The sequence below is a fragment of the Achromobacter xylosoxidans genome (assembly GCF_002192695.1).
Lineage (GTDB): Bacteria > Pseudomonadota > Gammaproteobacteria > Burkholderiales > Burkholderiaceae_B > Achromobacter > Achromobacter xylosoxidans_C.
The window spans coordinates 27,768-49,969 of the sequence record NZ_MTLG01000062.1 but is presented as its reverse complement, the minus strand read 5'-3'; the positions used below and the strand labels follow the sequence as shown (position 1 = coordinate 49,969).

Sequence of the window (22,202 nt, the reverse complement as noted above, 5' to 3'; positions counted from 1 at the left end):
AAAAATGCCGACACAGAAGCTGACTGCGTTCGAAAAGACCATTTTGGCGGGTCTGGCCGAAAAGGCTGGCCTCGCTGCAGCGTTGCTAGAAGCATGGGCAAGCCTACCCGCCGACTCCGTTCAGTCCGCCCGTTCGCTAGTCGGCGCGGCGCAACTAGGCGTGACTGAAGAAATCGCGACACAGCACCTTCTCGAGCGCTCGGTGGGCTTGGGACTCATTGAGGCAACAACGACGGGATTCAAACCGCGCAGCCACATACATGGCCGATTCCGTCGACTAGCCTTTTCTCTACACTCGGTCGAATACTACAAGTCGTCCGTGCACCGCGATTTGACTGTGGCGCAAGTTGTGCTTACCAAGCCCCCGCAGCCCAGTGTACTGGAGCAAAAGCTGTCGGCGCTGGGCTGGCGAACGGCTGACCTGGACCATACGGACCACGCCTTCCATAGCATGGTTCGTGGAGCCCAACGTCGTGTGGTCGTGATGACACCGTTTTTTGATCGCAAGGGTGCGGCCTGGCTACAAGAGCTGTTGTCATACGTGTCTCCGGGAGTCGAGAGAGCTTTGATTCTTCGAAGCCTGGAAGACAACAGGCGGAACGACTACCCGTTGGGATTCGATGCCATTTCACCTTGGCTTAAGGCTCAGGGGATTCGGGTGTACAACTACTCGATCCTACGAGGAGACGGCGGTCGAGAGACCTTTCATGCTAAGGCGGTTCTATGTGATCGCACCTCAGCCTACCTCGGGTCATCGAATATAACCGCAGCCTCACTTGGGCATTCGATGGAGATGGGTGTAGTAGTAGAGGGGCGTGCCGCTGCTAGTGTGGCAGAGGTTATTGAGTCAGTTCTAGCCGCTTCCACCGTTTGGGCTTGAATCCCGACCTTACAGCAAGACACACAACGATGGCGGTTTCTCATACCGCGCTGACAGAAGCCTCGCCGACCTGAGTCTCTTGTTCCGGTACCCCACCGGTACCGCACCACGAGCCTCCCCTACCGCGCTAAGCCCCTATCATTCCGGACCACCGTTCCCCTTCATCACACTGCGAGCGCCACTTCCGTTCGACCCGCTCCAATCGGCTACGATCATGCTAGGAAAGAATCCGAAGACTGTGAATTGCGGCTGTCACGTCTCGCCGCTTCTACATTGCTCTGAAGCATGCGAGTCAACAACTTCGTTAGAGCGAGGTGCGCCCGCGTCACCAATGCAGCTGATGACAGGTCGACGCCCCTCCCGCTGCTCCGCATCGAACGCCAGCAACGCCTGATCGAGCCATCATTGTTGCTGGCACCAGCCCGTACGTCCCGTTAAGCCACATCGACTCCGAGCAGCAGATGCTCATCATCAACCACAGTTGGCCGTTGCTGAGCGTGGAAACCTTCTGTGAAAATCGCCTCCACTTTTGCGCCCCGGCGCATGGCCGCCTCAACGCTCGCGGCAACAAAGCCTGGGCTGCCGGCGGCAAAAATCGTGTGTCTTGACAGGTCCGCCGCAACCATGGGCAGAACTGACCTGCCCCCAGACTTAGTACGGCACCGACATAGAGTCCAGGGTTAAAAACTGTTGTTGCCGATGCGCCTGAGCAAACTGCTCCGGCGTTAAGTATCCCAGCGCGCTATGCGGGCGTTCGGTGTTGTACTCGACGCGCCAGTCTTCGATCAAGGATTTGGCTTGGCGCAGCGACATGAACCAATGCTCATTCAGGCATTCATCGCGGAATTTTCCGTTGAAGCTCTCGATGTATGCATTCTCCACGGGCTTGCCTGGTCTGATGAACGACAGCTTCACGCCGACCTGATAGGCCCAAGCGTCCAAGGCCCTGCCGGCAAACTCCGGGCCGTTGTCCACGGTGATGGATTTGGGCAGCCCACGCAGTTCCGCAAGCCGTTGCAGCACCTGTGCCACCCGCAATCCCGGCAGTGATGTATCGACCTCGATGGCAGGACACTCGCGCGTGTAGTCATCGACGATGTTCAAGCACCGGAACCTGCGGCTATAGGCCAGACCGTCGGACACGAAGTCCATCGACCAGCTCTGATTCGGCGCCGTCGCAACAGGACGAACTACCCGATCCGCGGGCACGATGCGCTTGCGGCGACACTTACGAACGCTCAAACCGGCTTGGCTGTAAAGCCGCCAGACCCGCTTGTGATTCGTCTGCCAGCCTTCACGGCGCAGCAGAATATGGATGCGCCGATAGCCGTAGCGTCGCTTGAGGGCTGCCATCTCCTTCATGCGCTCGGTCAATGCCACATCGCCCGTACGCTTACTTTCATAAGCGCATAGCGACCGGGAGATGCCTATCAGCCCGCAGGCCCGGGTGATACCCATGCCACGCTCGGTCGTCAACGTTCTGACCGCTTCGCGTTTCGCCTGCGGGCTTGCTACTTTCGGCTCAAAAGGTCCTGAAGCGCGGCCTTGTCCAGCATCGATTCAGCCAACAGCTTCTTGAGCTTGTTGTTCTCTTGCTCCAGCTCCTTCAGTCGCTGGGCGTCCGAGACGGTCATACCGCCGAACTTCGCCTTCCAGTTGTAGTAAGTGGCCTCCGAGATCCCGTGCTTGCGGCACAGTTCGGCCACCTTGGCCCCTGCCTCGGCCTCCTTCAGCACCCCGATGATCTGTTCTTCCGTAAATCGTTTCTTCATTGCCGTTCCTTTGTGAACGGACTCTACATCGATTTCGTACTAACCACGGGGAGCAGGTCAGCGTAGCTGGGCGAGGACAGTTTCCACGGGCACGCCTTCCGAGTCGACGATCGGCTGCGCCGCCTCGACGATTGTCTTAGGCGGTAGGCGACAGCTTGCGCTATGTGCGCCGAGCCCCGTCTTTCGCAGACTGCAATGCGCCTCCCTTCGATTCAACCATGGGATACCTTACAAAATGAAATAATATTCGACTTCACTTCACACTAGAACCGACGAGAGATGAGCGAGCCGACAGGCAGTGACGACAAAACCGGCATGACACGACGCAACCTTATGGTGCTCGCCACCGGTATGGTGACTGTGTTCGTTCTCGGTTTGCCTATCGACGGAAAATTGATCGGCCTTGTCGATCTGAAGGGTGTAAGCCCCATTAAGGTTTGGTTCGTGGCATTGGTCGGCCTCTGGTACTTCGCGGTCCGGTACTTTCTCGACCCTGCCTCCCGCAAACCTTTAGAGGCGTGGTGGAAGCAAAGTGGAACCCACGTCGAGAACGCCGTCACTACGATGCTCGATCGTGCCAGTCCCGCGGAAGGCCAGCAACTTCCCCATGGATGGGCCACCGGTGACTGCCCCCCCGCGCCTAATGCGCAATGCTGGCTAGTCTTAATGCAACCGGCACATGGAAGCCCATGGACATACGACTCAACACAACGTGAGGCTACTGCTAAAGCATTGTGGCGCGGCTACGTACAGCAAGCGGACGGCACTCTGCGCCCCGGCTTTCTCACCGAAGCATTTACTGTCACGCGAAGAGTCAGCACAGCCATGCTCATGAAAAGCGGCTGGATCGCGACCGGCCAAGTATTCAAACCAGTCTGGCCTTTTTGGGAGTACGTGTTTCCGCTGATATGGGCTGCGATCGCGAATTACTGCGCCAGTTTGGCCATATGGGGGCACTTGCTACGTTCGCCAGCAGTGGCAGCACTGCGAGAATGGATCGTTAGCAGTGCAATCCTAGGCTGGTTGCGTTCAGCTGATCCCTTCGCGCGTGCGATTTTTTGGACATAAACGAACCCCACTCGGTTTCCCGGCAGGGTTCTTAGGCGCACTGATGACGAATGACAGAATGACAGAATGACAGCGATCTTGCGGGTTGAATTCTCAGAAGTTAAGCAGTGGTCTCCAACTCGCCCAGAATTTCCGCACCACTGACTTGAATGTCGAATTCAGCCAATTGGTCCAGATAGTGACGAAGCAAAATGCGCTACCCGAGCGCATCGCTACGTCCTCACCCTGGACGAACGAGTGCCATACTCTTTGCTTTCTGCCGAGCAGAGGAGGCGCGTAGACACCGCTTCGGTGGCGAGCGTTGCATAAAATCAAGGAAAGCCTGTGCGTCCTCGAGGACTTCGCCTATCGGTATAGGCGTGGCACCCTCAAGTCGACGGGTCACCGCCACGTGCAACACAAACTCGACGGCGTTGACTCGGATGTGCACGTCGTGCATACCCTACCCATGCACAACCGCGTGCCCCCGCGCCGCGCCATGGCGGCGCGAAACTGGCGAGCCCTCCTTCCTGCAGCTACCATCGGCGTTGTCCGGATGTCCCGGACTTGGCGATCAACCACTACCAACTTCCCCACAGGAGGGTTCCTCATGGATCGACAACAATACGCAGCGGCGATGGAAGCTTTTCTCGCAATGCTCCAACGCCAACCTAGCATCATAAAAGAGACATACCCAGGCGAGAATGCAGGCAAAGAGCTAGCTGTTACGGCGTGGGCTTTCATTGAAGAGTTCCACCGGCAGCATCAGGAGAAGGTGAAGGGTTAACACCGTTCACCACACTCCAAGCCTCAACGGCCGCATTCGCCACCAAACGAGTGGCCTTCAGCGGATACCTTTCGCCCGTGCCGCGCAACGCGGCCTCAGCCGCACTAGTCGCAACTCCGATAACTTCGTGCTGGGTTTCATGCCGCATGATGCCGGACGCCTGCGCTGAACCGGATGAACGAGACACGGCCTGGCGAAGCGCACGTAAGTGCGCTGCTGAGAGGAGGAAGAAGCTGCACGGAGTGTCTGCTCATCCCAACTTTGGCCGGGTCCGCGTGCATTATTTGGCATACCTTCGGGCGCCGGCTGCGCACAGCAGATGTGCCAGAGGAAGATCGTAAGGCGCTGTTGGGCCATACGGTGGGTTGCATCACCTCGTTTTACTCCGCGGCCGAACTGACCAAGCTGACTGAGTATGCGAGCCGCATTGCAGCAACTGAGACGCGCAGTCCGACGTTGACAATACTGAAGCGGCGGGTGGCGTAAACGTGAGAGACAGTGAGTCCCAGCAAATGAAAAGGCCGTCAGTGATTTCTCACTGACGGCCTTTGGAACTACTGGTCGGGACGGCGGGATTCGAACTCGCGACCCCTTGCACCCCATGCAAGTGCGCTACCAGGCTGCGCTACGCCCCGAAAGAAAAAGAGTATAGCAGAACAAAAAATTGTTTGCACGCATTCGTGCAAAAAAAGTGCTGAATACTCAAAAAAATTTTCGCGCTGCGTTCATCGATTGCATCAACCGCATGCGCATCGACGCGCGCGGCGCGAGGTACTGCTCAATGCAACGCGCGGCATCAGCCGCGCGTTGCAGGTACTTCGTTCAAACAATGTGGGGAAGACGATGCGCCGACGATCAGGCCGCAGGGCTGACGTTGCTGGCGCTTGCGCCTGCAGCGTTTGCTGCGGTACCCAAGGCTTCGGCCAGCATCGTCGAGACGTTGCCCAGCTCGTTGCGCAGGGCTTGCATCTCGGCGCCCGACAGGCGCACTGCCGCGTCCTGATCGTGCGGCACGTCGCGCGCGTCGCCCAGGCGATTGCGCGCGCCGCTGATCGTGAAGCCTTGCTCATACAGCAGCGAACGGATACGGCGGATCAGCAGCACTTCGTGATGCTGGTAGTAGCGGCGGTTGCCGCGCCGCTTCACCGGCTTGAGCTGCGTGAATTCCTGTTCCCAATACCGCAAGACATGGGGCTTGACGCCACACAGGTCGCTGACTTCACCGATGGTGAAGTAACGCTTGGCGGGAATGGGCGGTAAGGTAACGGTGGATTCGGTACGTGTCATAAGGGGATTTTATGCCGCGATGCGTCAGGTGCCGATAACAATTGCCGACAAAGCGTATCACTCCTCGGCGTCGGATGCTGCGGGCGCGGCCTGCTCCACCACGCTCTTGAGCTTCTGGCTCGCGTGGAAGGTGACCACGCGGCGCGCGGCGATGGGGATGGTTTCGCCAGTCTTGGGATTGCGGCCAGGGCGCGGCGGCTTGTCGCGCACCTGGAAGTTGCCGAAGCCGGAGAGCTTGACGGAATCTCCGCGCGCCAGGGCATCGCGGATTTCCTCGAAGAAGGTATCGACGATGTCCTTGGCTTCGCGCTTGTTCAGGCCGACCCGCTCGAAGAGCAGTTCGGCCAGTTCAGCCTTGGTCAGAGTGCGCGGCTCGGCAGCAAGCATACTGTTCCCCATGGTTCAGGCGCGTTGGCGCGCGCCATGCGCAGCCACCAAGGCTTCCTTGATGCGCGCCAGGCAATCCGCCACGCGGGCCTCGTCCAGCGTGACCTCAGTGTCCTGTAGCCAGAAACGGAAAGCAAGGCTTTTCTCGGCGACGGGCTCGCTGCCTTGGGGCTTCTCGCGCCACACGTCGAACAGGCGCGCGTCCTGCACTACAGCCAGCTGCGGATCAGCCTTGACGGCCGCAAAGACGGTGTCGAGCATCGATTGCGCGGACACCTCGGCGTCGACCCACAGCGCCAGATCGCGCACCACCACGGGCTGGCGCGACAGCTCGCGCACTTGCGGCAATTCGCCTTCGGACAAGGCTGCGGCGTCCAGTTCGAACACGACCGGGGCATGCGCCAGGTCGGCTTGCTGGGCCCAGCGCGGGTGCAACTCGCCGATCCAGCCGACGTGCTTGCCGTCCAGTTCGATGCGGGCGCTGCGGCCCGGATGCAATGCAGGATGCGCCGCGGACTCGAAACGCAGACGGCCGCCGCGCGCGCCGAACAGCGCCTCGACATCCATCTTCACGTCGTAGAAGTCCACTTGGCGCGTTGCCACGCCCCACTGCTCTTCCAGGGCCGGGCCCCAGGCCGCGCCCGCAAGCCGCATCGGCTGGCGCACGCCCGCCACTTCCAGCGGACCATCCTGCACGGACGCATCGCGCGTGAACACGCGGCCCAGTTCGAACAGGCGCACGCGCGACTGCTTGCGATTGGCGTTGTGGCGGATGTTGGCGACCAGGCTGCCGATCAGGCTGGAGCGCATGACGGACAGATGGCTGGCAATGGGATTGACCAGGCGCACCGGCGTTTCGTTGCCGGCGTAGTCGCGTTCCCAGTCGGCTTCGACGAAGCTGTAGTTCACGACTTCCTGGTAGTCCTGCGCGGCGGCCAGGCGGCGCAGCGCATGGGCGCCGCGGCGGATTTCCGGTTGCGAGAACATCTTGGCGCGCGCCATCGGCGGCTCCACGGGAATGTTCTCGAAACCGTAGATGCGGGCCACTTCCTCGATCAGGTCTTCTTCAAGCTCCAGGTCGAAGCGGTAGGACGGCGGCGTGACGATGAAGTCGTCGCCCTCGATCTTGAAGTCCAGGCCCAGGCTGCCGAAGATCTTGGCGACTTCGGCTTGCGTGACCGGCACGCCCAGCACGCGGTGGCAACGCGCCAGGCGCATGCGCACGGGCTCGCGCTTGGGCAGGTTGACGATCTGGTCGTCCAGCGGGCCGGCTTCGCCGCCGCAGATGTCGACGATCAGGCGCGTGATGAATTCGATGTGCTCGGGGATGGTGGCAAAGTCCACGCCGCGCTCGCCGCGGTGGCTGGCTTCCGAGCTGAACTTGTAGCGGCGCGCACGGCCGGCGAGCGACTGCGGCCACCAGAACGCGGCTTCCAGATAGATGTTGCGGGTGTCGAGCGTGACCGAGGTCGCTTCGCCGCCCATGATGCCGGCCAGGCTTTCCACCTGATCGCCGGCAACCACCACGCCTACCGTCGAATCCAGCGTGACGGTCTGGCCGTTCAGCAGCTCGAGCGTCTCGCCTTCGCGGGCCCAGCGCACGCTGAGGTCGCCATGGATCTTGTCCAGGTCGAACACGTGCGAGGGGCGGCCCAGTTCGAGCATGACGTAGTTGGAGATGTCCACCAGCGCCGACACCGAGCGTTGGCCGGCGCGCTCCAGGCGCGTCTTCATCCATTCGGGAGTCGCTGCGCGGGCGTTGACGCCGCGGATCACGCGGCCGCCGAAACGGCCGCACAGATCGGGCGCCTCGACCTTGACCGGCAGACGCTCGTCCAGCGTGACCGGCACGGCGACGGCCGTGGGCACCGACAACGGCGCGCCGGTCAGGGCGGCCACTTCGCGCGCCACGCCCAGGATGGAGAGGCAGTCGGCGCGGTTGGGCGTCATCTTCAGCGTGAAGAGCGTGTCGTCCAGATTCAGCGCTTCGCGGATCGATTGGCCCGGCGTCATGTCGGCGGGCAGCTCCAGCAGGCCTGCATGGTCTTGCGACAGGCCCAGTTCGCGGGCCGAGCACAACATGCCCGAGGACTGCACGCCGCGCATCTTGGCCACGCCGATCTTCATGCCGCCAGGCAGCTCGGCGCCGACGCGCGCCAGCGGCACCCTCAGGCCGGCAGCGGCGTTGGGCGCGCCGCACACGATCTGCAGCAGTTCGCCAGAGCCATCGTCCACCTTGCAGACGCGCAGCTTGTCGGCATCGGGGTGCGGTGCGATTTCGACGATGTGGCCCACGACCACGCCGCTGAAGGCGGGTGCGGCAGGCACGGTGTCTTCGACTTCCAGGCCGGCCATGGTGAGCCGGTGCGCGAGTTCTTCGGTGGCGATGGCGGGGTTGACCAGCGTACGCAGCCAGGATTCGGGAAATTGCATGATCAGCCGTCTGTTATTCGTTGAACTGGCGCAGGAAGCGCAAATCGCCTTCGTAGAACTGGCGCAGATCGTTGACGCCGTAGCGCAACATGGTCAGGCGCTCAAGCCCCGAACCGAAGGCAAAGCCGATGTAGCGTTCGGGATCGAGGCCGAAGTTGCGCACCACTTGCGGATGCACCTGGCCCGAGCCGGAAATCTCCAGCCAGCGGCCGCGGTTCGGACCCGAGGTGAACATCATGTCGATTTCGGCGGACGGTTCCGTGAACGGGAAGAACGACGGACGGAAACGCACGGCCAGGTCGTCGGTTTCAAAGAAGCAGCGCAGGAAATCGGTGTACACGCCCTTCAGGTCGGCGAACGAGATGTCTTCGGCGATCCAGAGCCCTTCCACCTGGTGGAACATGGGCGAGTGCGTGGCGTCGCTGTCGACGCGGTAAGTGCGCCCAGGCGCGATGACCTTGATGGGCGGCTTGTGCATGCGCGCGTAGCGCACCTGCATGGGGCTGGTGTGCGTGCGCAACAGCAGCGGCTGACCATCGGCGTCGTTCATGTCGACGTAGAACGTGTCGTGCATGGAACGCGCGGGATGGTCCAGCGGGCTGTTCAAAGCAGTGAAATTGGTCCAGTCGTTTTCCACTTCGGGGCCGTCGGCCACGTCGAAGCCTATGGAACGGAAGATCTCTTCCACGCGTTCCCAGGTCCGGATCACCGGATGGATGCCGCCCGGCGCGCGGCCGCGGCCCGGGAGGGTGACGTCAATGGTTTCGGATGCCAGGCGAGCGTCCAGTTCAGCCTGTGCCAGCGCGGCGCGGCGCAGGTTCAGCAGCTCTTCGATCTTTTGCTTGGCCTGATTGATCCGGGCGCCCATCTCGCGCTTCTGCTCGGGTTCGAGCTTGCCCAGGGCTTTGAGCAGCACCGTCAGTGCGCCTTCCTTGCCCAGGAACCGAGCCTTCGCATTTTCCAGCGCGGCGGCATCGGAGGCCGCTGCGAAGCGTTCTTGCGCCTGGGAGACCAGGTCGTCAACCGTTTGAGTCATGAAATCCAGCCTTCAAAACGCAAACGGGGCCATTACAGCCCCGTTTGCAGCGATGCGCGATGAGTTAAAGCGCGATCAGGCAGCCAAGGCAGCCTTGGCTTGCTGCACGATGGCGGCAAAGCCGGCCTTGTCGCGCACGGCCAGGTCGGCCAGGACCTTGCGGTCGAGTTCGATCGAAGCCTTCTTCAGGCCGGCGATGAACACGCTGTAGCTGACCCCATGTTCGCGGACGGCGGCGTTGATACGCGTGATCCACAGAGCACGGAACGTGCGCTTCTTGTTACGGCGGTCGCGGTAGGCGTATTGGCCAGCGCGCATGACTGCTTGCTTGGCAATACGGAACACATTACCGCGGCGGCCACGGTAACCCTTGGCGGCGGCAATGACTTTCTTGTGACGTGCGCGGGCGGTTACGCCGCGTTTGACGCGAGGCATAGTAGATCTCCCTTAGATCAAGCGAAAGGCATCATGGCCTTGACGGAGGCCACGTTGGATTCATGAACCGCCGTCGAGCCGCGCAGTTGACGCTTGGCCTTGGTGGTCTTCTTGGTCAGAATGTGGCGCTTGAACGCCTGACCGCGCTTGATGGAGCCGCTGCCGCGAACCTTAAAGCGCTTGGAGGCGCTTTTCTTGGTTTTCATCTTGGGCATGTTGATTCCCTAAACTAAACACTCATTGTTGATATGCATGACGCCAGGTGCTTGACGCATGGAAGGCCGATGAAACCTTCCATGGCGGCAAAACTTGGAGACCTGTTGCCACTTCTGGGGGTACTCCGGGAGGTCTTCCCGAGGGGCTACCCAAGGGCCTTCCGAAGCACTTTCCGCCAGCATTGCTGCCAAGCGGATTCTTTCCAGAACGGATCAAATCTGACCCAGATCCGGGAAAGCCTTTGATTATATGGTGATTTCCCGTATTTTGTCGAGTCGCCCGGCGTGGCATGCGCGGGGCCCGCAAGGCGGGGCGCCGCGCCATCATACGCCCGGCCGCCGGTACTGCACCGCCTGGGCGATGTGGCGGGCGCCCAGGGCGTCCTCCCCTTCCAGGTCGGCTATGGTTCGCGCCACCCGCAGCGCCCGGTGCATGGCCCGGGCCGAACCGGCCAGGCGGCGCATGGCCTGCAGCAGCAAAGCCTGCGCGTTGTTGTCCAGCCGACAATGCTCGTCCAGCTCGGCCCCCGCGAGCCCGGCATTGGGCTTGCCCTGACGGGCCAACTGGCGCGCGCGGCAACGAGCCACGCGCTCGCGGACCGGACCGGAGGCCTCACCCGGCGGCTTGCCCATCCATTCGGGGTCGGATGGCGGCAAGGCCACATGCAGGTCGATGCGGTCCAGCAAGGGACCCGATATCTTGCCCGCGTAGCGCGCCACCTGGTCCGGCGTGCAGGCGCAAGGGCGCCCCGGATGCCCGCGCCAACCGCAAGGACATGGATTCATCGCCGCCACCAGCTGGAAGCGGGCGGGAAACTGCGCCGCCCGCAGCGCGCGCGCGATGACCACCCTGCCCGTCTCCAGCGGCTCGCGCAGCGCTTCCAGCGTGCGCCGGCTGAATTCAGGCAGTTCGTCCAGGAACAACACGCCATGGTGTGCGAGGCTGATTTCGCCCGGACGGGGACGGCTGCCGCCGCCCACCAGCGCCGCCGCCGTGGCGGAATGATGGGGCGCCCGAAACGGCGGCTGGCCTGCCGGCGCGTCGGACGAGCCCGCCAGCGCGGCCACGGCGGCCACCTCGAGCGCCTCGCTGCGCGCCAGGGGCGGCAACAGGCCCGGCAAGCGCGCCGCCAGCATGCTCTTGCCGGCCCCCGGCGGCCCTATCATCAACAGGCTATGGCCGCCCGCTGCGGCAACCTCCAAGGCCCGCCGCGCGCCTGGCTGCCCCCGCACATCCGACAGGCACGGTCCGGGGGCAGCGGCCGGCCAGGGCCTGGGCACGGCGTCGGGCAGCAGGCAGGCGCCGGTGGCGTGCGCAGCCACGTCGGCCAGGGTGCGCGCCGACAACACACGCAGCTCCGGCACCCAGGCGGCCTGCTCGGCGCTGCCCGCGGGCAGGATGAGCGTGGCGCCGGGCGCCTCTCGGGCAACGCTCAGCGCGATGACGAGCGGCGCCGCGACAGGCACCAGCGCACCGGTCAGGGACAGCTCTCCGGCCAGCACCAGGCCGGCCAGCGCCGGATCCCGTATGGGCGATTCCGGATCGCGCACGTCCGCCGGCGCCGCCAACTGGCCCGAGGCCAGCAACAGGCCCAGGGCGATGGGCAAGTCGAAACGCCCGGATTCCTTAGGGATATCGGCGGGCGAAAGATTGACGGTGATTCGGCCGGGCGGGAACTCAAAGCCGCTGTTCAGGATGGCCGCGCGCACGCGCTCGCGGCTTTCGCGTACTTCAGTGTCGGGCAGGCCGACCACATTGAAGCTGGGCAGGCCCGGACCCAGATGCGTTTCCACGCGCACCGCATGGGCGTCCAGGCCGCACAGGGCGCGGCTGGCAAGAACGGCTAGCGTCAAGGCGGTCTCCGAATGTGAGCTGGGCCCGCCAGTATCCGCAAACAGGAGGCCGCCGCGGCGGCGTCCGTGACAAAAGCATCCTGCCGGTCAGGCGCGGATCCGTGCTTCGAATGCAAAACGGCCGCTGATCGCGGCCGTTTCCGGAAAGCGTTCCATGCCGGCCTCGGCGCGGCCGGATGCGGGCTTACTTTTCCAGCGCGGACAGGCGCGACTCCAGCTGCTGCACCTGCGCGGCCAACTGATCGACCCGGGCGCGGGTGCGCGCCAGCAGATCGGCCTGGATGTCGAATTCCTCGCGCGTGACGAGATCCAGCTTGGAGAATGCCTGCGTCATCATCGCGCGCACGTTGCGCTCCACATCGGCGGCCGGACTGCGGGCGATCAGGTCGGAGATATTCTTCTGGATGTCTTCCATCCACTGGGTGCGATTGTTCATGACGGCCTCACTGTGTTCTTGATGCCTCAAGTGTAGTGCGTAGGAACGCGGTTTCCGGGCCGGCGGCGAAAAAAAGGGCCGCCTCCGTTCAAAAAAAGAGGGCGGGCCGCATGCGGTGACCGCCCTTCAAAGCACAGGAGAAAACCGGGCTGCCATGGCGGCAACCCCCTACCAACATCGTTACGGGCAACCCATCTGGCTTGCCGACTGCGTGAACGTATCCGACGACTGCTTGCATTGCGCCGCCAACTGCGTCTTGTCGCTGACTGCCGTCCACTGGGACCTGGCCGCGTCCAGCTGCTCCTTGATCGCGGCGGCGGCCGGATTGCCGCTACCCAGCTTGTCCATGCAGGCGTTGATCTTGGCGACGTAGGCTTCGCATTCGGCCGGAACGGACGCTGCGGCGCCTGGCGCCGGGGCAGCCGCGGGAGGCGCGGTCGAGGAAGGCGCCGGCGCCGCTGGAGCTGGAGCCGGAGTGGAAGACGCGGGAGCGGCCGGCGTGGCGGCCTTATCTACCTTGTCGCAGCCGGCCAACGCGGCAAGCGCCGCAGCCAGGGTCAGAATGCAGAAAGCCTTGCGGTGGATCTTCATGACTACCCCTTCCCGTTCCTGCTTTCTTTTGGGAGTTGCTTCAACACCGGAAGTACTCCACCTGCCGCCCATCTCATCGGGGACAGGCTTGATCTGATATCGATTCTTCTGCAGCGGCTCCTGGACAACAAGCTTGTGGGTGTAAACCCTCGTATCACGCACCCGCGCCTATCCCGCCAATTCCAGCAGCCGCCAGCGCCGTCCTGAACACTCGCCGATTTGTGCCAAAGGCCCGTACAACAAGGCCTGACGGGGAGTGGGCAGCGCGCTGGTAGTCAGATAAAACAGCTCATATGCCAGCATAAAACGCAATAAACTGCGCATCAATTTGCTACAAATATCGGGCGACAAACATATTTTGTTGCTTGCCCCAAGGGGCCGCGCTTCGCACCAATTTGAAGCCGTCCGGCGGTGCATGAAGCACCAAATTGGTGCAATCAGGCACAACTTGAGCGCCCCCGCTTGCTCCGCTGAGCGGCATCCGGCATGGCATGGAATTTGCTTGATAGACGAAGCCAACGTGCAACCATGAGAGGAAATGCCATGAAACTCATCATCGCCATCATCAAGCCCTTCAAGCTCGACGAAGTGCGGGTGGCTCTATCCGGGATCGGCGTCCAGGGCCTGACTGTCACCGAAGTAAAGGGATTTGGCCGCCAGAAAGGCCATACCGAGTTGTATCGCGGCGCCGAGTACGCCGTTGATTTCCTGCCCAAGCTGCGGGTCGAGGCCGCCGTGCCCGACCACCTGGTCGATCAGGTCATCGAGGCCATCGAACAGGCAGCCCGCACCGGCAAGATCGGCGACGGCAAGATCTTCGCCGCGCCGCTGGAACAAGTGATCCGCATCAGAACGGGTGAAGCCGGCGAAGCTGCGCTGTAAATAAATAAAGACTCAATGGAGCCTGAAAATGGATAAAGCGGATATCTCCTGGTTGCTCGTCTCTACCCTGCTTGTATTGATGATGGCCGTACCCGGTCTGGCGATGTTCTATGGCGGCCTGGTACGCAGCAAGAACGTGTTGTCCGTGTTGCTGCAAGTGCTGTGCACGTTCGTGCTGGGCCTGGTGCTCTGGTTCATCTACGGATACTCCCTCGCGTTCACCGAGGGCAACGCCTTCTTCGGCGGCCTGTCGCGCGCCTTCTTCTCCGGCATGTTCACCCCGTCCGACGGCAAGTACGCCATGTCGAACTCGCTGACCGAACTGCTGTTCGCCTCGTTCCAGGCCACGTTCGCCGGCATCACCTGCGCGTTGATCGTGGGCAGCTTCGCCGAACGCGCCCGCTTCTCGGCGGTGCTGGTGTTCACGGTGATCTGGTTCACCTTCGCCTATGTGCCGATCGCCCACATGGTCTGGTTCGCGTCCGAAACGGCGCCTGGCCTGCTCAATGCCAAGGGCGCGCTGGATTTCGCCGGCGGCACCGTGGTGCACATCAACGCCGGCGTGGCTGGCCTGGTGGGTGCCTACGTGGTGGGCAAGCGCGTGGGCTACGGCCGCGAAGCCATGCAGCCGCACAACCTGCCGATGACCTTCGTGGGCGCGGCGCTGCTGTGGGTGGGCTGGTTCGGGTTCAACGCCGGCTCTGCCCTGGCCGCCAATGAAAATGCCACCCTGGCCTTCTTCAACACGATGATCGCAACCGCGGGCGCCGTGCTGTCCTGGCTGTTCACCGAATGGGCCGTCAAGGGCAAGCCCTCGATGCTGGGCGCTGCCTCCGGCGCCGTCGCCGGCCTGGTCGGCATCACCCCGGCCGCCGGCCTGGTGGGTCCGGTGGGCGCGCTGGTCATCGGCGTCATTGCAGGCATCGTCTGCGTCTGGGGCGTGAACGGCCTGAAGCGCCTGCTGCGCGCCGATGACGCGCTGGACGTGTTCGGCGTGCACGGCGTGGGCGGCATCGTAGGCGCCCTGCTGACCGGCGTGTTCAATGCGCAGATCCTCGGCGGCCCCGGCCTGGCCGAGCCCGGCATGATCGGCCATCAGTTGTGGGTCCAGTTGGAAGGCGTGCTGCTGACCATCGTCTGGTCCGGCGTGGTGGCATGGATCGCCTACAAGATCGCCAACGCCCTCTGCGGCATGCGCGTGCCGGAAGACCAGGAGCGCGAAGGCCTGGACGTTACCAGCCACGGCGAATCGGCCTACCACAGCTGAACGCGGAATTTCCAGCCCGCCGGCAGGCATCGGCGGGCGTGGAAAAAAAAGGCGCCGGGGCATACCGCCCCGGCGCCTTTTTCATGTCGCGGCGTACCGCCTCAGGCCAGGTCCAGCGTATCCAGGTCCACCGGCAAGGCACGGTTCAAGGCGCTCGCCACCTTCACGCGCAAGGCGTTGGAGTGCGCGCGCCGGACCTCGCGCTTGACGTCCAGCAGTTGCTGCGGATGCATGGAGAATTCGGTCAGGCCCAGGCCCAGCAGCAGCCGGGTCATGCGCGAGTCCCCTGCCATCTCGCCGCACACGGCAACCGGCTTGCCAGCCCGCTCGCCCGCATTGATGGTGTGCGCGACCAGGCGCAGCACCGCCGGATGCAGCGGATCGTAGAGCGATGCCACGTCGTGGTCGCCGCGATCGATCGCCAGCGTGTACTGGATCAGGTCGTTGGTGCCGATGGACAGGAAATCCAGCGCCTGCGCGAACGGTTCGATGGCGATGGCGATGGCGGGCACCTCGACCATGGCGCCCACTTCCATGTGGGGCGCATAGGCCTGGCCGCGCGCATCGAGTTCGCGCCGAGCCGATTCGATGGCCACCTTGGTCGCCACCACCTCGTGCATGTGCGCGATCATCGGTATCAACAGCCGCACGGGGCCGTGGGCCGAGGCCCGCAGAATGGCGCGCAGCTGTGTCGCGAACATCTCCGGGCGCGCCAGGCAATAGCGGATGGCGCGCTGCCCGAGCGCGGGATTGGTGGCCACGGTGGCCTCGCCGTCCAGCGTCTTGTCCGAGCCGATGTCCAGCGTGCGGATCGTGACGGGCCGGCCGGCCATCACCTTGACCACCGACGAATAGGCTTCGTACTGCTCTTCCTCGCCCGGCAGGTCAGGACGTCCCATGAAGAGGAATTCGCTGCGGAACAAGCCTATGCCGTGCGCGCCGGACGCCAGCGCCAGCGCGGCCTCATCGGGCAGTTCGATGTTGGCGTGCAGCACCACATCGATGCCGTCCAGCGTGACGGAGGGCTCGTCGCGCAGCAGGCTCAGTTCGGCGCGCTCGTCGGCATAGGCCGATTGGCGGCGGCGGTATTCTTCCAGGATGCGGTTGGACGGATTGACGATCACCGCGCCGGCTGCGCCGTCGATGATCAGCATGTCGCCGTCGCGGACCAGTTCCCGCACGTTGCCCATGGCGACCACCGCTGGCACGGCCATGCTGCGCGCCACGATGGCGGTATGCGAAGTGGGACCGCCCAGGTCCGTCACGAAGGCGGCAAAGCGGCCGCCCCGCAGGCGCAGCATGTCGGCGGGCGAAATATCGTGGGCCACGACCACCAGCGCGTCGTCGCCGCCCATGTGGGACATGTCGGGCAGGATGGCCGAGGTTCCAGCCAGCACGTGCAGCACCCGCTCGATGACCTGGCGCACGTCGGCCCCGCGTTCGCGCAGGTACTCGTCTTCCATGGCGTCAAACTGCTGGCCCAGGATCTGCCCCTGCGTCGTCAGCGCCCATTCGGCGTTGTAGTGACGTTCGGCGATCAGCGCCAGGGTCTGCTCGGCGAGCAGCGGGTCGCCCAGCAGCAGGCTGTGCACGTTGAGCATGGCGCCGAGTTCGCGCGGCGCGTCGGCCGGCAAGGTATCGGCCAACTGCAGCAGTTCCTGCTGCGCCGAGGCCAAGGCGTCGGTGAGCCGGCTGCTTTCGGCGGGCACATCCTCGGGCGAGATGCGGTAATGCGCAACTTCCAGCGCCGCCGCGCCCATGACGACCGCGCGGCCGATGGCATATCCCTTGGCGACGCCTTTGCCGTACAGACAGACAACGGGGCTGGCAGAGCCAGCCCCGTTGTTGGGTGCGTCATTGAGGGGCGTAGACGAGCCGGCCTGGGCAACGCTCAGGCCGGCCGATTCGGAAGAAATTCTATTCCTGCTCACCGAATTTGCTGTCGAACAATGATTGAATTTCGGAAAGGGCCTGATCGGCATCGTTGCCGGAGGCCTCCAGCTTTACGGTCACGCCCAGCCCGGCAGCCAACATCATGACGCCCATGATGCTCTTGGCGTTCACGCGCTGCGCGCCGCGCGAGATGAAGATCTCGCTGGAAAACTTGCTGGCCAGCTGCGTCAGCTTGGCAGCCGCCCGAGCGTGCAAGCCCAGTTTATTGCTGATGACGATGTCTGTATTAGGCATAGGAAATATGGTGGCTGCGGCATGACGCCGCAGTGTTGATCGCAGCAAAACGTCGAACCGCCGATCGGCCAGAATCGATAGCCGACATGATAGGGCAAACTTCCGCCCGTCAGTCTACACGTAAGACACCCTGAAGCCCCCCGGCCAGCGCCTTCTCGCGCGTTTCGGCCAACGGTAAATTACGATAGGTCAGAGCCCGCAGCAGCATCGGGGTGTTCAATCCGGCCAGCACACAGCACTGTATGCCCTGGGCCTGGGCGTCGGCGACGGCGCGCTTGGCGATATTGGCAGGCGTGGCGCCGATCAGGTCGGTCAGCACCAGCACGCCCGCGCCGTGTTCCTGCTCCAGGATGTCCTTGAGGACTTGCGGCGCCAGGTCGTCCGGGCGGTCTGCAGGCAGGATATCGTGTATGGCCAGCATGCCGTCCAGGTTGCCCATGACGTGGCTGGCGCAATCGCGTATCGCCGCGCCCAGGGGCGCGTGCACGACGATGACTATACCGGTGGTCATGACGGGAATCCTGGCAGGTCAGGCTGCCGCGGCAGGGGTCGCCACGGCCTTTTCCAGCGCCTGGACGAACATGCCCGCGACATCGAAACCGGTTTGCTCCGCGATTTCCACGAAACAGGTGGGGCTGGTGACATTGACTTCAGTGACGTAATCGCCAATGACGTCCAGGCCGACCAGCAACAGGCCGCGCGCGGCGAGCTTGGGAGCCACCGCCTCGGCGATCTCGCGATCGCGCGGGGAAAGCTCCTGGGCCACGCCGCGGCCGCCGGCCGCCAGGTTGCCGCGAGTTTCGCCGGCCAGCGGAATGCGGGCCAGGGAATACGGCACCGGCACGCCGCCGATCAGCAGGATGCGCTTGTCGCCCTTGACGATGTCGGGAATGTAGCGCTGCGCCATGATGGTGCGCGCGCCGTTCTCCGTCAGCGTTTCCAGGATGGCGTTGAGGTTGGGATCCTTGGGTTGCAGCCGGAACACGCCGGTGCCGCCCATGCCGTCCAGGGGTTTGACGATGACGTCGTGATGCTCGTCGTGGAATGCCTTCAGGCGGGCCATGCTGCGGGTCACCAGCGTGGGCGCGGTGAACTCGCTGATTTCGGTGATGGCCAGCTTTTCCGGATGGTTGCGGATCGCCGCTCCGGTGTTGAACACGCGGGCGCCCTGCGCCTCGGCATATTCGAGCAGATGCGTGGAATACACGTATTCCATGTCGAACGGCGGGTCCTTGCGCATGACCACCGCGCCAAACTCCGCCAGCGGCAGATCCCGGGCGGCGGACTCGCGCCACCAGTCGTGGCCGTGCAGATCGGCGTCCGCGACCAGTTCGATGGGGGTGGCCGCGGTCTTGACCGTGCCCGCCTCGATATAGAGATCGCCCTGCATGGCCACGCTGAGCGTGTGGCCGCGCGCCACCAGGGCGCGCATCATGGCGACAGAGCTGTCCTTGTACGCCTTGAGCAGCGGCAAGGGATCCAAAACGAACAATACATGCATCGCGACACCCTGAACGGACGCCGCCTTCCCTCGCGGGAAGGCGGCTTTATGACATCGTAGCGCAGAGCCGCCCAATTGGCGAACCCGCCGGCGCAAAGACTGGCGGCGGGTCGCTGGAGCGGCGTAGTCTCCCTGGAGAGACTACGGCAGGAGTTCAGGCGGCCGATTCAGGCTTGCCCGCAGGCACGGCCTTTTTCTTCGGCGCCAGCACCATGACCATCTGACGGCCTTCGAGCTTCGGCATGGCTTCGACCTGGGCAAGCTCCAGCAGATCGTCGCGCACACGTTCAAGCACCCGCATACCGAGTTCCTGGTGGGCCATTTCGCGGCCGCGGAAACGCAGCGTCACCTTGGCCTTGTCGCCTTCTTCGAGGAAGCGGCGCAGATTGCGCAGCTTGACCTGGTAGTCGCCCTCGTCGGTGGCCGGACGGAATTTGACTTCCTTGACCTGGATGACCTTCTGCTTGGAACGAGCTTCGGCTTGGCGCTTCTGCTCCTGGTACTTGAATTTGCCGTAGTCCATCAAACGGCAGACCGGTGGTTCGGCGTTCGGCGCGATTTCCACCAGATCCACGTCGCTTTGCTCGGAAAGACGGAAGGCGTCGGCAATCTTGACGATGCCGAGCTGTTCTCCGTCCAGACCTATCAGGCGCACCTCGGGGACGCGGATTTCACCGTTGATGCGATTGGCTTTTTCAGTGGCGATGTTGAAAGCTCCTAGAAATGTTAAGCAGCGCTGCCATCAGGTTGATTGACGTCGCGACGGGTGGAAACGTCTTCGGACAAGCGCGCGACGAATTCGTCGTATGCGATGGCTCCGAGGTCCAATCCACCCAGTCCGCGTACGGCTACGGTGCCGTTTTGCTTTTCCTTGTCGCCGACGACGAGGATGTACGGCACCTTTTGCAGGCTGTGCTCCCGAATTTTACGAGTGATTTTTTCACCGCGCAAATCGGACTCTACTCTAAAGCCTTGTTTTTTCAGGCTTTGCGTGATTTCAGCCGCATAATCGGCCGAAGGTTCGGAAATGCAGCATACAACCGCCTGCACCGGGGCCAGCCAGGGAGGCATGGCGCCGGCGTGGTTTTCGATCAGCATGCCGATAAAACGCTCCAGCGAACCGAGAATCGCACGGTGCAGCATGACCGGCGGGCGGCGCTGGTCGTTCTGGTCCACGTACTCGGCGCCCAGGCGCACGGGCATGGAGAAGTCGACCTGGATCGTGCCGCACTGCCAGTGGCGACCGATGGCGTCCTTCAGGGTGTATTCCACCTTGGGACCGTAAAAGGCACCCTCGCCCGGCGACACTTCGAACTCGCAGCCGGTGCGGCGCAGGCTCTCCATCAGGGCGGCTTCGGCCGTATCCCAGACTTCATCCGAGCCAATGCGCTTTTCGGGACGCGTGGCGACCTTGTACAGCACCTCGGTGAAGCCGAAATCGCGATAGACCTTCTGCAGCAGCGCCGTGAAATCGGCGCACTCGTCCTGAAGCTGTTCTTCGGTACAGAAGATGTGGCCGTCGTCCTGCGTGAAGCCGCGCACGCGCATCATCCCGTGCAGCGAACCCGAGGGCTCGTTGCGGTGACACTGGCCGAATTCACCGTAGCGCAAGGGCAGTTCGCGATAGGAATGCAGGCCGGCGTTGAAGATCTGCACGTGGCCCGGGCAGTTCATCGGCTTCAGGCCGTAGACGCGGTTCTCGGACTCCGTCGTGAACATGTTTTCACGGTAGTTGTCCCAGTGGCCCGTCTTCTTCCAGAGCGAAATATCGAGGATCTGCGGCGCCTTCACTTCCTGGTAGCCGTTGTCGCGGTAGACGGAGCGCATGTACTGCTCCACCTGCTGCCACAGCGCCCAGCCCTTGGGATGCCAGAAGATCAGCCCGGGAGCCTCGTCCTGGAAGTGGAACAGGTCCAGCTCGCGGCCGATCTTGCGGTGGTCGCGACGCTCGGCCTCTTCCAGCATGTGCAGGTAGGCTTCCTGTTCTTCCTTGGTGGCCCAGGCCGTGCCATAGATGCGCTGGAGCATCTCGTTCTTGCTGTCGCCGCGCCAGTAGGCGCCGGCCACCTTCATGAGCTTGAAGACCTTCAGCTTGCCCGTGGACGGCACGTGGGGGCCGCGGCACAGGTCGATGAAGTCGCCTTCGCGGTACAGGCTGAGCGGCTCGTTCGACGGAATCGAGGCGATGATCTCGGCCTTGTACTTTTCGCCGATGCCCTTGAAGAATTCGACGGCGTCGTCGCGCGACCATTCCTCGCGCGTCACGACTTCGTCCTTCTTGGCGAGTTCGGCCATCTTCTTCTCGATGGCGGCCAGGTCGTCGGGCGTGAACGGGCGCTTGTACGAGAAGTCGTAGTAGAAGCCGTTGTCGATCACCGGACCGATGGTGACCTGGGCATCCGGAAACAGCTCCTTGACGGCATAGGCCAGCAAGTGTGCGGTCGAGTGGCGGATCAGATCCAGGCCATCGGCGTCCTTGGCGGTCACGATGGCCAGGCGGGCGTCGCCCTCGATGCGGAAGCTGGTGTCGACCAGCCTGGAATCCGAGCCCTCAAACGTCACGCGGCCGCCCAAGGCGGCCTTCGCCAGGCCCGTACCGATCGATTGCGCCACTTCGGCAACCGTTACCGGCCCCGGATATTGGCGCTGCGAACCATCGGGCAATGTGATCTGTACCATCGGGAGTGCTTCCTGGGGGGTTCTGGGAACTAAAAAACAAATTACGGAAACGAAAAACGCGGCCTGAGAGCCGCGTTCCTTGGATTGTCTTGCTGAGTCCTACCGCTGACCTGACACGGTGAAACCCGACGCACGAAAACTTAACGCGACATAGGGCGAAAGTTCCGGGTCGTAGTTCGTGCCAGCGGGAAAAACATGGTGTCTGGACCTAATGGTGCTCGCCGCAGCGGCATGGATCAAAAACAGCAAACAATGCACTGCGCAACAGAAGCTGTGCTTATCGTCGACGATTGTATCACTATTTACGCCTTTCCCGTGGCAAAAGCGCCACAGCTCGCCCGGGAGGCCACGTCGGCTGCGCCTGGCTGCGCGCCGCTGCCCCATAACTCAAAACCTCGTCTGCCGTCGCGGCCTAAATCTGGGCTGTTCCGCGCGTGCTTCTCGCATATATGACAGGTCGACGGTGCAACAGTCTTATTTTGGCGCGATTCATCTCCCGCGGGCCATGCGAAAACGTAATCTGCCT

The 22,202-nt window shown here is 63.0% G+C and carries 22 protein-coding genes and 1 tRNA gene; 6 read left to right on the top strand and 17 right to left on the bottom strand.

The window, feature by feature from the left end; all coding sequences use genetic code 11:
* Positions 1 to 4: 4 nt before the first annotated feature.
* Positions 5 to 880: a phospholipase D-like domain-containing protein gene (locus tag BRO63_RS10400; protein ID WP_088139718.1), complete on the top strand. Its 876-nt coding sequence runs from the start codon at positions 5 to 7 to the stop codon at positions 878 to 880.
* Positions 881 to 1,341: 461 nt separating this feature from the next.
* Positions 1,342 to 1,488 carry a hypothetical protein gene (locus tag BRO63_RS34165; RefSeq protein WP_179215068.1) on the top strand — a complete coding sequence of 49 codons (147 nt, stop codon included), beginning with the start codon at positions 1,342 to 1,344 and terminating at the stop codon, positions 1,486 to 1,488.
* Positions 1,489 to 1,531: 43 nt separating this feature from the next.
* On the opposite strand, the gene BRO63_RS10395 is transcribed toward BRO63_RS34165, so the two are convergent.
* Positions 1,532 to 2,652, bottom strand: a protein-coding gene (locus tag BRO63_RS10395) for an IS3 family transposase (protein ID WP_088139717.1) whose coding sequence is annotated in 2 segments (ribosomal slippage) — positions 1,532 to 2,394 and positions 2,394 to 2,652 — 1,122 coding nt in all. Because the reading frame shifts where the segments join, the coding sequence is not laid out codon by codon here.
* 315 nt (positions 2,653 to 2,967) lie between these two features.
* Between BRO63_RS10395 and BRO63_RS33925 the strand changes: the two genes are divergently transcribed.
* Both BRO63_RS33925 and BRO63_RS34160 read left to right on the top strand, forming a co-directional pair.
* Complete coding sequence (locus tag BRO63_RS33925; RefSeq protein ID WP_143219461.1) at positions 2,968 to 3,720, top strand: hypothetical protein; 753 nt, start codon at positions 2,968 to 2,970, stop codon at positions 3,718 to 3,720.
* A gap of 589 nt (positions 3,721 to 4,309) precedes the next feature.
* On the top strand, positions 4,310 to 4,486 hold the full coding sequence (locus BRO63_RS34160; RefSeq protein ID WP_179215067.1) for a hypothetical protein: 177 nt from the start codon (positions 4,310 to 4,312) through the stop codon (positions 4,484 to 4,486).
* Between the two features lie 558 nt (positions 4,487 to 5,044).
* Here BRO63_RS34160 and BRO63_RS10385 read toward each other — a convergent pair.
* From BRO63_RS10385 to BRO63_RS10340, 10 genes are all read right to left on the bottom strand, one after another.
* A tRNA-Pro gene (locus BRO63_RS10385) sits at positions 5,045 to 5,121 on the bottom strand.
* 220 nt (positions 5,122 to 5,341) lie between these two features.
* Positions 5,342 to 5,773 carry a MerR family transcriptional regulator gene (locus BRO63_RS10380; protein ID WP_054458247.1) on the bottom strand — a complete coding sequence of 144 codons (432 nt, stop codon included), beginning with the start codon at positions 5,771 to 5,773 and terminating at the stop codon, positions 5,342 to 5,344.
* 57 nt (positions 5,774 to 5,830) lie between these two features.
* Complete coding sequence (locus tag BRO63_RS10375) at positions 5,831 to 6,172, bottom strand: integration host factor subunit alpha (RefSeq protein WP_042792972.1); 342 nt, start codon at positions 6,170 to 6,172, stop codon at positions 5,831 to 5,833.
* Positions 6,173 to 6,175: 3 nt separating this feature from the next.
* Complete coding sequence (pheT, locus tag BRO63_RS10370) at positions 6,176 to 8,593, bottom strand: phenylalanine--tRNA ligase subunit beta (protein ID WP_088139715.1); 2,418 nt, start codon at positions 8,591 to 8,593, stop codon at positions 6,176 to 6,178.
* A 13-nt stretch (positions 8,594 to 8,606) separates the two neighbouring features.
* Positions 8,607 to 9,629 (bottom strand): phenylalanine--tRNA ligase subunit alpha, encoded by a 1,023-nt coding sequence (gene pheS, locus BRO63_RS10365; protein WP_088139714.1) that lies wholly within the window; start codon positions 9,627 to 9,629, stop codon positions 8,607 to 8,609.
* Between the two features lie 75 nt (positions 9,630 to 9,704).
* Entirely contained in the window at positions 9,705 to 10,064 is a 360-nt protein-coding gene (gene rplT, locus BRO63_RS10360; RefSeq protein WP_006218741.1) for a 50S ribosomal protein L20, read from the bottom strand.
* Positions 10,065 to 10,081: 17 nt separating this feature from the next.
* The gene (rpmI, locus tag BRO63_RS10355) at positions 10,082 to 10,279 is read right to left on the bottom strand and encodes a 50S ribosomal protein L35 (protein WP_006218740.1); all 198 of its coding nucleotides are present in this window, start codon (positions 10,277 to 10,279) and stop codon (positions 10,082 to 10,084) included.
* Between the two features lie 324 nt (positions 10,280 to 10,603).
* A complete protein-coding gene (locus BRO63_RS10350; RefSeq protein WP_088139713.1) occupies positions 10,604 to 12,133 on the bottom strand; it encodes a YifB family Mg chelatase-like AAA ATPase in 1,530 nt (509 codons plus the stop codon).
* A gap of 184 nt (positions 12,134 to 12,317) precedes the next feature.
* Complete coding sequence (locus BRO63_RS10345; RefSeq protein ID WP_088139712.1) at positions 12,318 to 12,569, bottom strand: accessory factor UbiK family protein; 252 nt, start codon at positions 12,567 to 12,569, stop codon at positions 12,318 to 12,320.
* Between the two features lie 180 nt (positions 12,570 to 12,749).
* Complete coding sequence (locus BRO63_RS10340; protein ID WP_088139711.1) at positions 12,750 to 13,160, bottom strand: DUF5339 family protein; 411 nt, start codon at positions 13,158 to 13,160, stop codon at positions 12,750 to 12,752.
* A gap of 543 nt (positions 13,161 to 13,703) precedes the next feature.
* On the opposite strand from BRO63_RS10340, the gene BRO63_RS10335 reads away from it, so the two are divergent.
* Together BRO63_RS10335 and amt are read left to right on the top strand one after the other, a co-directional pair.
* Positions 13,704 to 14,042: a P-II family nitrogen regulator gene (locus tag BRO63_RS10335; protein ID WP_006218735.1), complete on the top strand. Its 339-nt coding sequence runs from the start codon at positions 13,704 to 13,706 to the stop codon at positions 14,040 to 14,042.
* A 28-nt stretch (positions 14,043 to 14,070) separates the two neighbouring features.
* Positions 14,071 to 15,309 carry an ammonium transporter gene (amt, locus tag BRO63_RS10330; RefSeq protein WP_013392915.1) on the top strand — a complete coding sequence of 413 codons (1,239 nt, stop codon included), beginning with the start codon at positions 14,071 to 14,073 and terminating at the stop codon, positions 15,307 to 15,309.
* 101 nt (positions 15,310 to 15,410) lie between these two features.
* Here amt and ptsP read toward each other — a convergent pair whose 3' ends face one another.
* The 6 genes from ptsP to thrS all read right to left on the bottom strand — a co-directional run bounded on the left by ptsP (position 15,411) and on the right by thrS (position 21,676).
* Positions 15,411 to 17,120: a phosphoenolpyruvate--protein phosphotransferase gene (ptsP, locus tag BRO63_RS10325; RefSeq protein WP_088139741.1), complete on the bottom strand. Its 1,710-nt coding sequence runs from the start codon at positions 17,118 to 17,120 to the stop codon at positions 15,411 to 15,413.
* Positions 17,121 to 17,226: 106 nt separating this feature from the next.
* The gene (locus BRO63_RS10320) at positions 17,227 to 17,496 is read right to left on the bottom strand and encodes an HPr family phosphocarrier protein (protein WP_013392913.1); all 270 of its coding nucleotides are present in this window, start codon (positions 17,494 to 17,496) and stop codon (positions 17,227 to 17,229) included.
* Positions 17,497 to 17,605: 109 nt separating this feature from the next.
* Positions 17,606 to 18,007: a PTS sugar transporter subunit IIA gene (locus BRO63_RS10315; protein WP_088139710.1), complete on the bottom strand. Its 402-nt coding sequence runs from the start codon at positions 18,005 to 18,007 to the stop codon at positions 17,606 to 17,608.
* Positions 18,008 to 18,025: 18 nt separating this feature from the next.
* Complete coding sequence (gshB, locus tag BRO63_RS10310; RefSeq protein WP_088139709.1) at positions 18,026 to 18,997, bottom strand: glutathione synthase; 972 nt, start codon at positions 18,995 to 18,997, stop codon at positions 18,026 to 18,028.
* 154 nt (positions 18,998 to 19,151) lie between these two features.
* On the bottom strand, positions 19,152 to 19,703 hold the full coding sequence (gene infC, locus BRO63_RS10305) for a translation initiation factor IF-3 (protein ID WP_080551054.1): 552 nt from the start codon (positions 19,701 to 19,703) through the stop codon (positions 19,152 to 19,154).
* Positions 19,704 to 19,723: 20 nt separating this feature from the next.
* Positions 19,724 to 21,676: a threonine--tRNA ligase gene (gene thrS, locus BRO63_RS10300; RefSeq protein ID WP_088139708.1), complete on the bottom strand. Its 1,953-nt coding sequence runs from the start codon at positions 21,674 to 21,676 to the stop codon at positions 19,724 to 19,726.
* Positions 21,677 to 22,202: the final 526 nt, after the last annotated feature.

Bases quoted from the DNA above. Each gene is read 5' to 3' on its own strand.
- gshB (WP_088139709.1), bottom strand. From the start codon at position 18,997: ATGCATGTATTGTTCGTTTTGGATCCCTTGCCGCTGCTCAAGGCGTAC.
- BRO63_RS10335 (WP_006218735.1), top strand. From the start codon at position 13,704: ATGAAACTCATCATCGCCATCATCAAGCCCTTCAAGCTCGACGAAGTG.
- rpmI (WP_006218740.1), bottom strand. From the start codon at position 10,279: ATGCCCAAGATGAAAACCAAGAAAAGCGCCTCCAAGCGCTTTAAGGTT.
- pheT (WP_088139715.1), bottom strand. From the start codon at position 8,593: ATGCAATTTCCCGAATCCTGGCTGCGTACGCTGGTCAACCCCGCCATC.
- pheS (WP_088139714.1), bottom strand. From the start codon at position 9,629: ATGACTCAAACGGTTGACGACCTGGTCTCCCAGGCGCAAGAACGCTTC.
- BRO63_RS10340 (WP_088139711.1), bottom strand. From the start codon at position 13,160: ATGAAGATCCACCGCAAGGCTTTCTGCATTCTGACCCTGGCTGCGGCG.
- thrS (WP_088139708.1), bottom strand. From the start codon at position 21,676: ATGGTACAGATCACATTGCCCGATGGTTCGCAGCGCCAATATCCGGGG.
- BRO63_RS10345 (WP_088139712.1), bottom strand. From the start codon at position 12,569: ATGAACAATCGCACCCAGTGGATGGAAGACATCCAGAAGAATATCTCC.
- amt (WP_013392915.1), top strand. From the start codon at position 14,071: ATGGATAAAGCGGATATCTCCTGGTTGCTCGTCTCTACCCTGCTTGTA.
- BRO63_RS10400 (WP_088139718.1), top strand. From the start codon at position 5: ATGCCGACACAGAAGCTGACTGCGTTCGAAAAGACCATTTTGGCGGGT.
- BRO63_RS10375 (WP_042792972.1), bottom strand. From the start codon at position 6,172: ATGGGGAACAGTATGCTTGCTGCCGAGCCGCGCACTCTGACCAAGGCT.
- BRO63_RS34160 (WP_179215067.1), top strand. From the start codon at position 4,310: ATGGATCGACAACAATACGCAGCGGCGATGGAAGCTTTTCTCGCAATG.
- BRO63_RS10320 (WP_013392913.1), bottom strand. From the start codon at position 17,496: ATGCCTAATACAGACATCGTCATCAGCAATAAACTGGGCTTGCACGCT.
- BRO63_RS34165 (WP_179215068.1), top strand. From the start codon at position 1,342: ATGCTCATCATCAACCACAGTTGGCCGTTGCTGAGCGTGGAAACCTTC.
- rplT (WP_006218741.1), bottom strand. From the start codon at position 10,064: ATGCCTCGCGTCAAACGCGGCGTAACCGCCCGCGCACGTCACAAGAAA.
- BRO63_RS33925 (WP_143219461.1), top strand. From the start codon at position 2,968: ATGACACGACGCAACCTTATGGTGCTCGCCACCGGTATGGTGACTGTG.
- BRO63_RS10315 (WP_088139710.1), bottom strand. From the start codon at position 18,007: ATGACCACCGGTATAGTCATCGTCGTGCACGCGCCCCTGGGCGCGGCG.
- BRO63_RS10380 (WP_054458247.1), bottom strand. From the start codon at position 5,773: ATGACACGTACCGAATCCACCGTTACCTTACCGCCCATTCCCGCCAAG.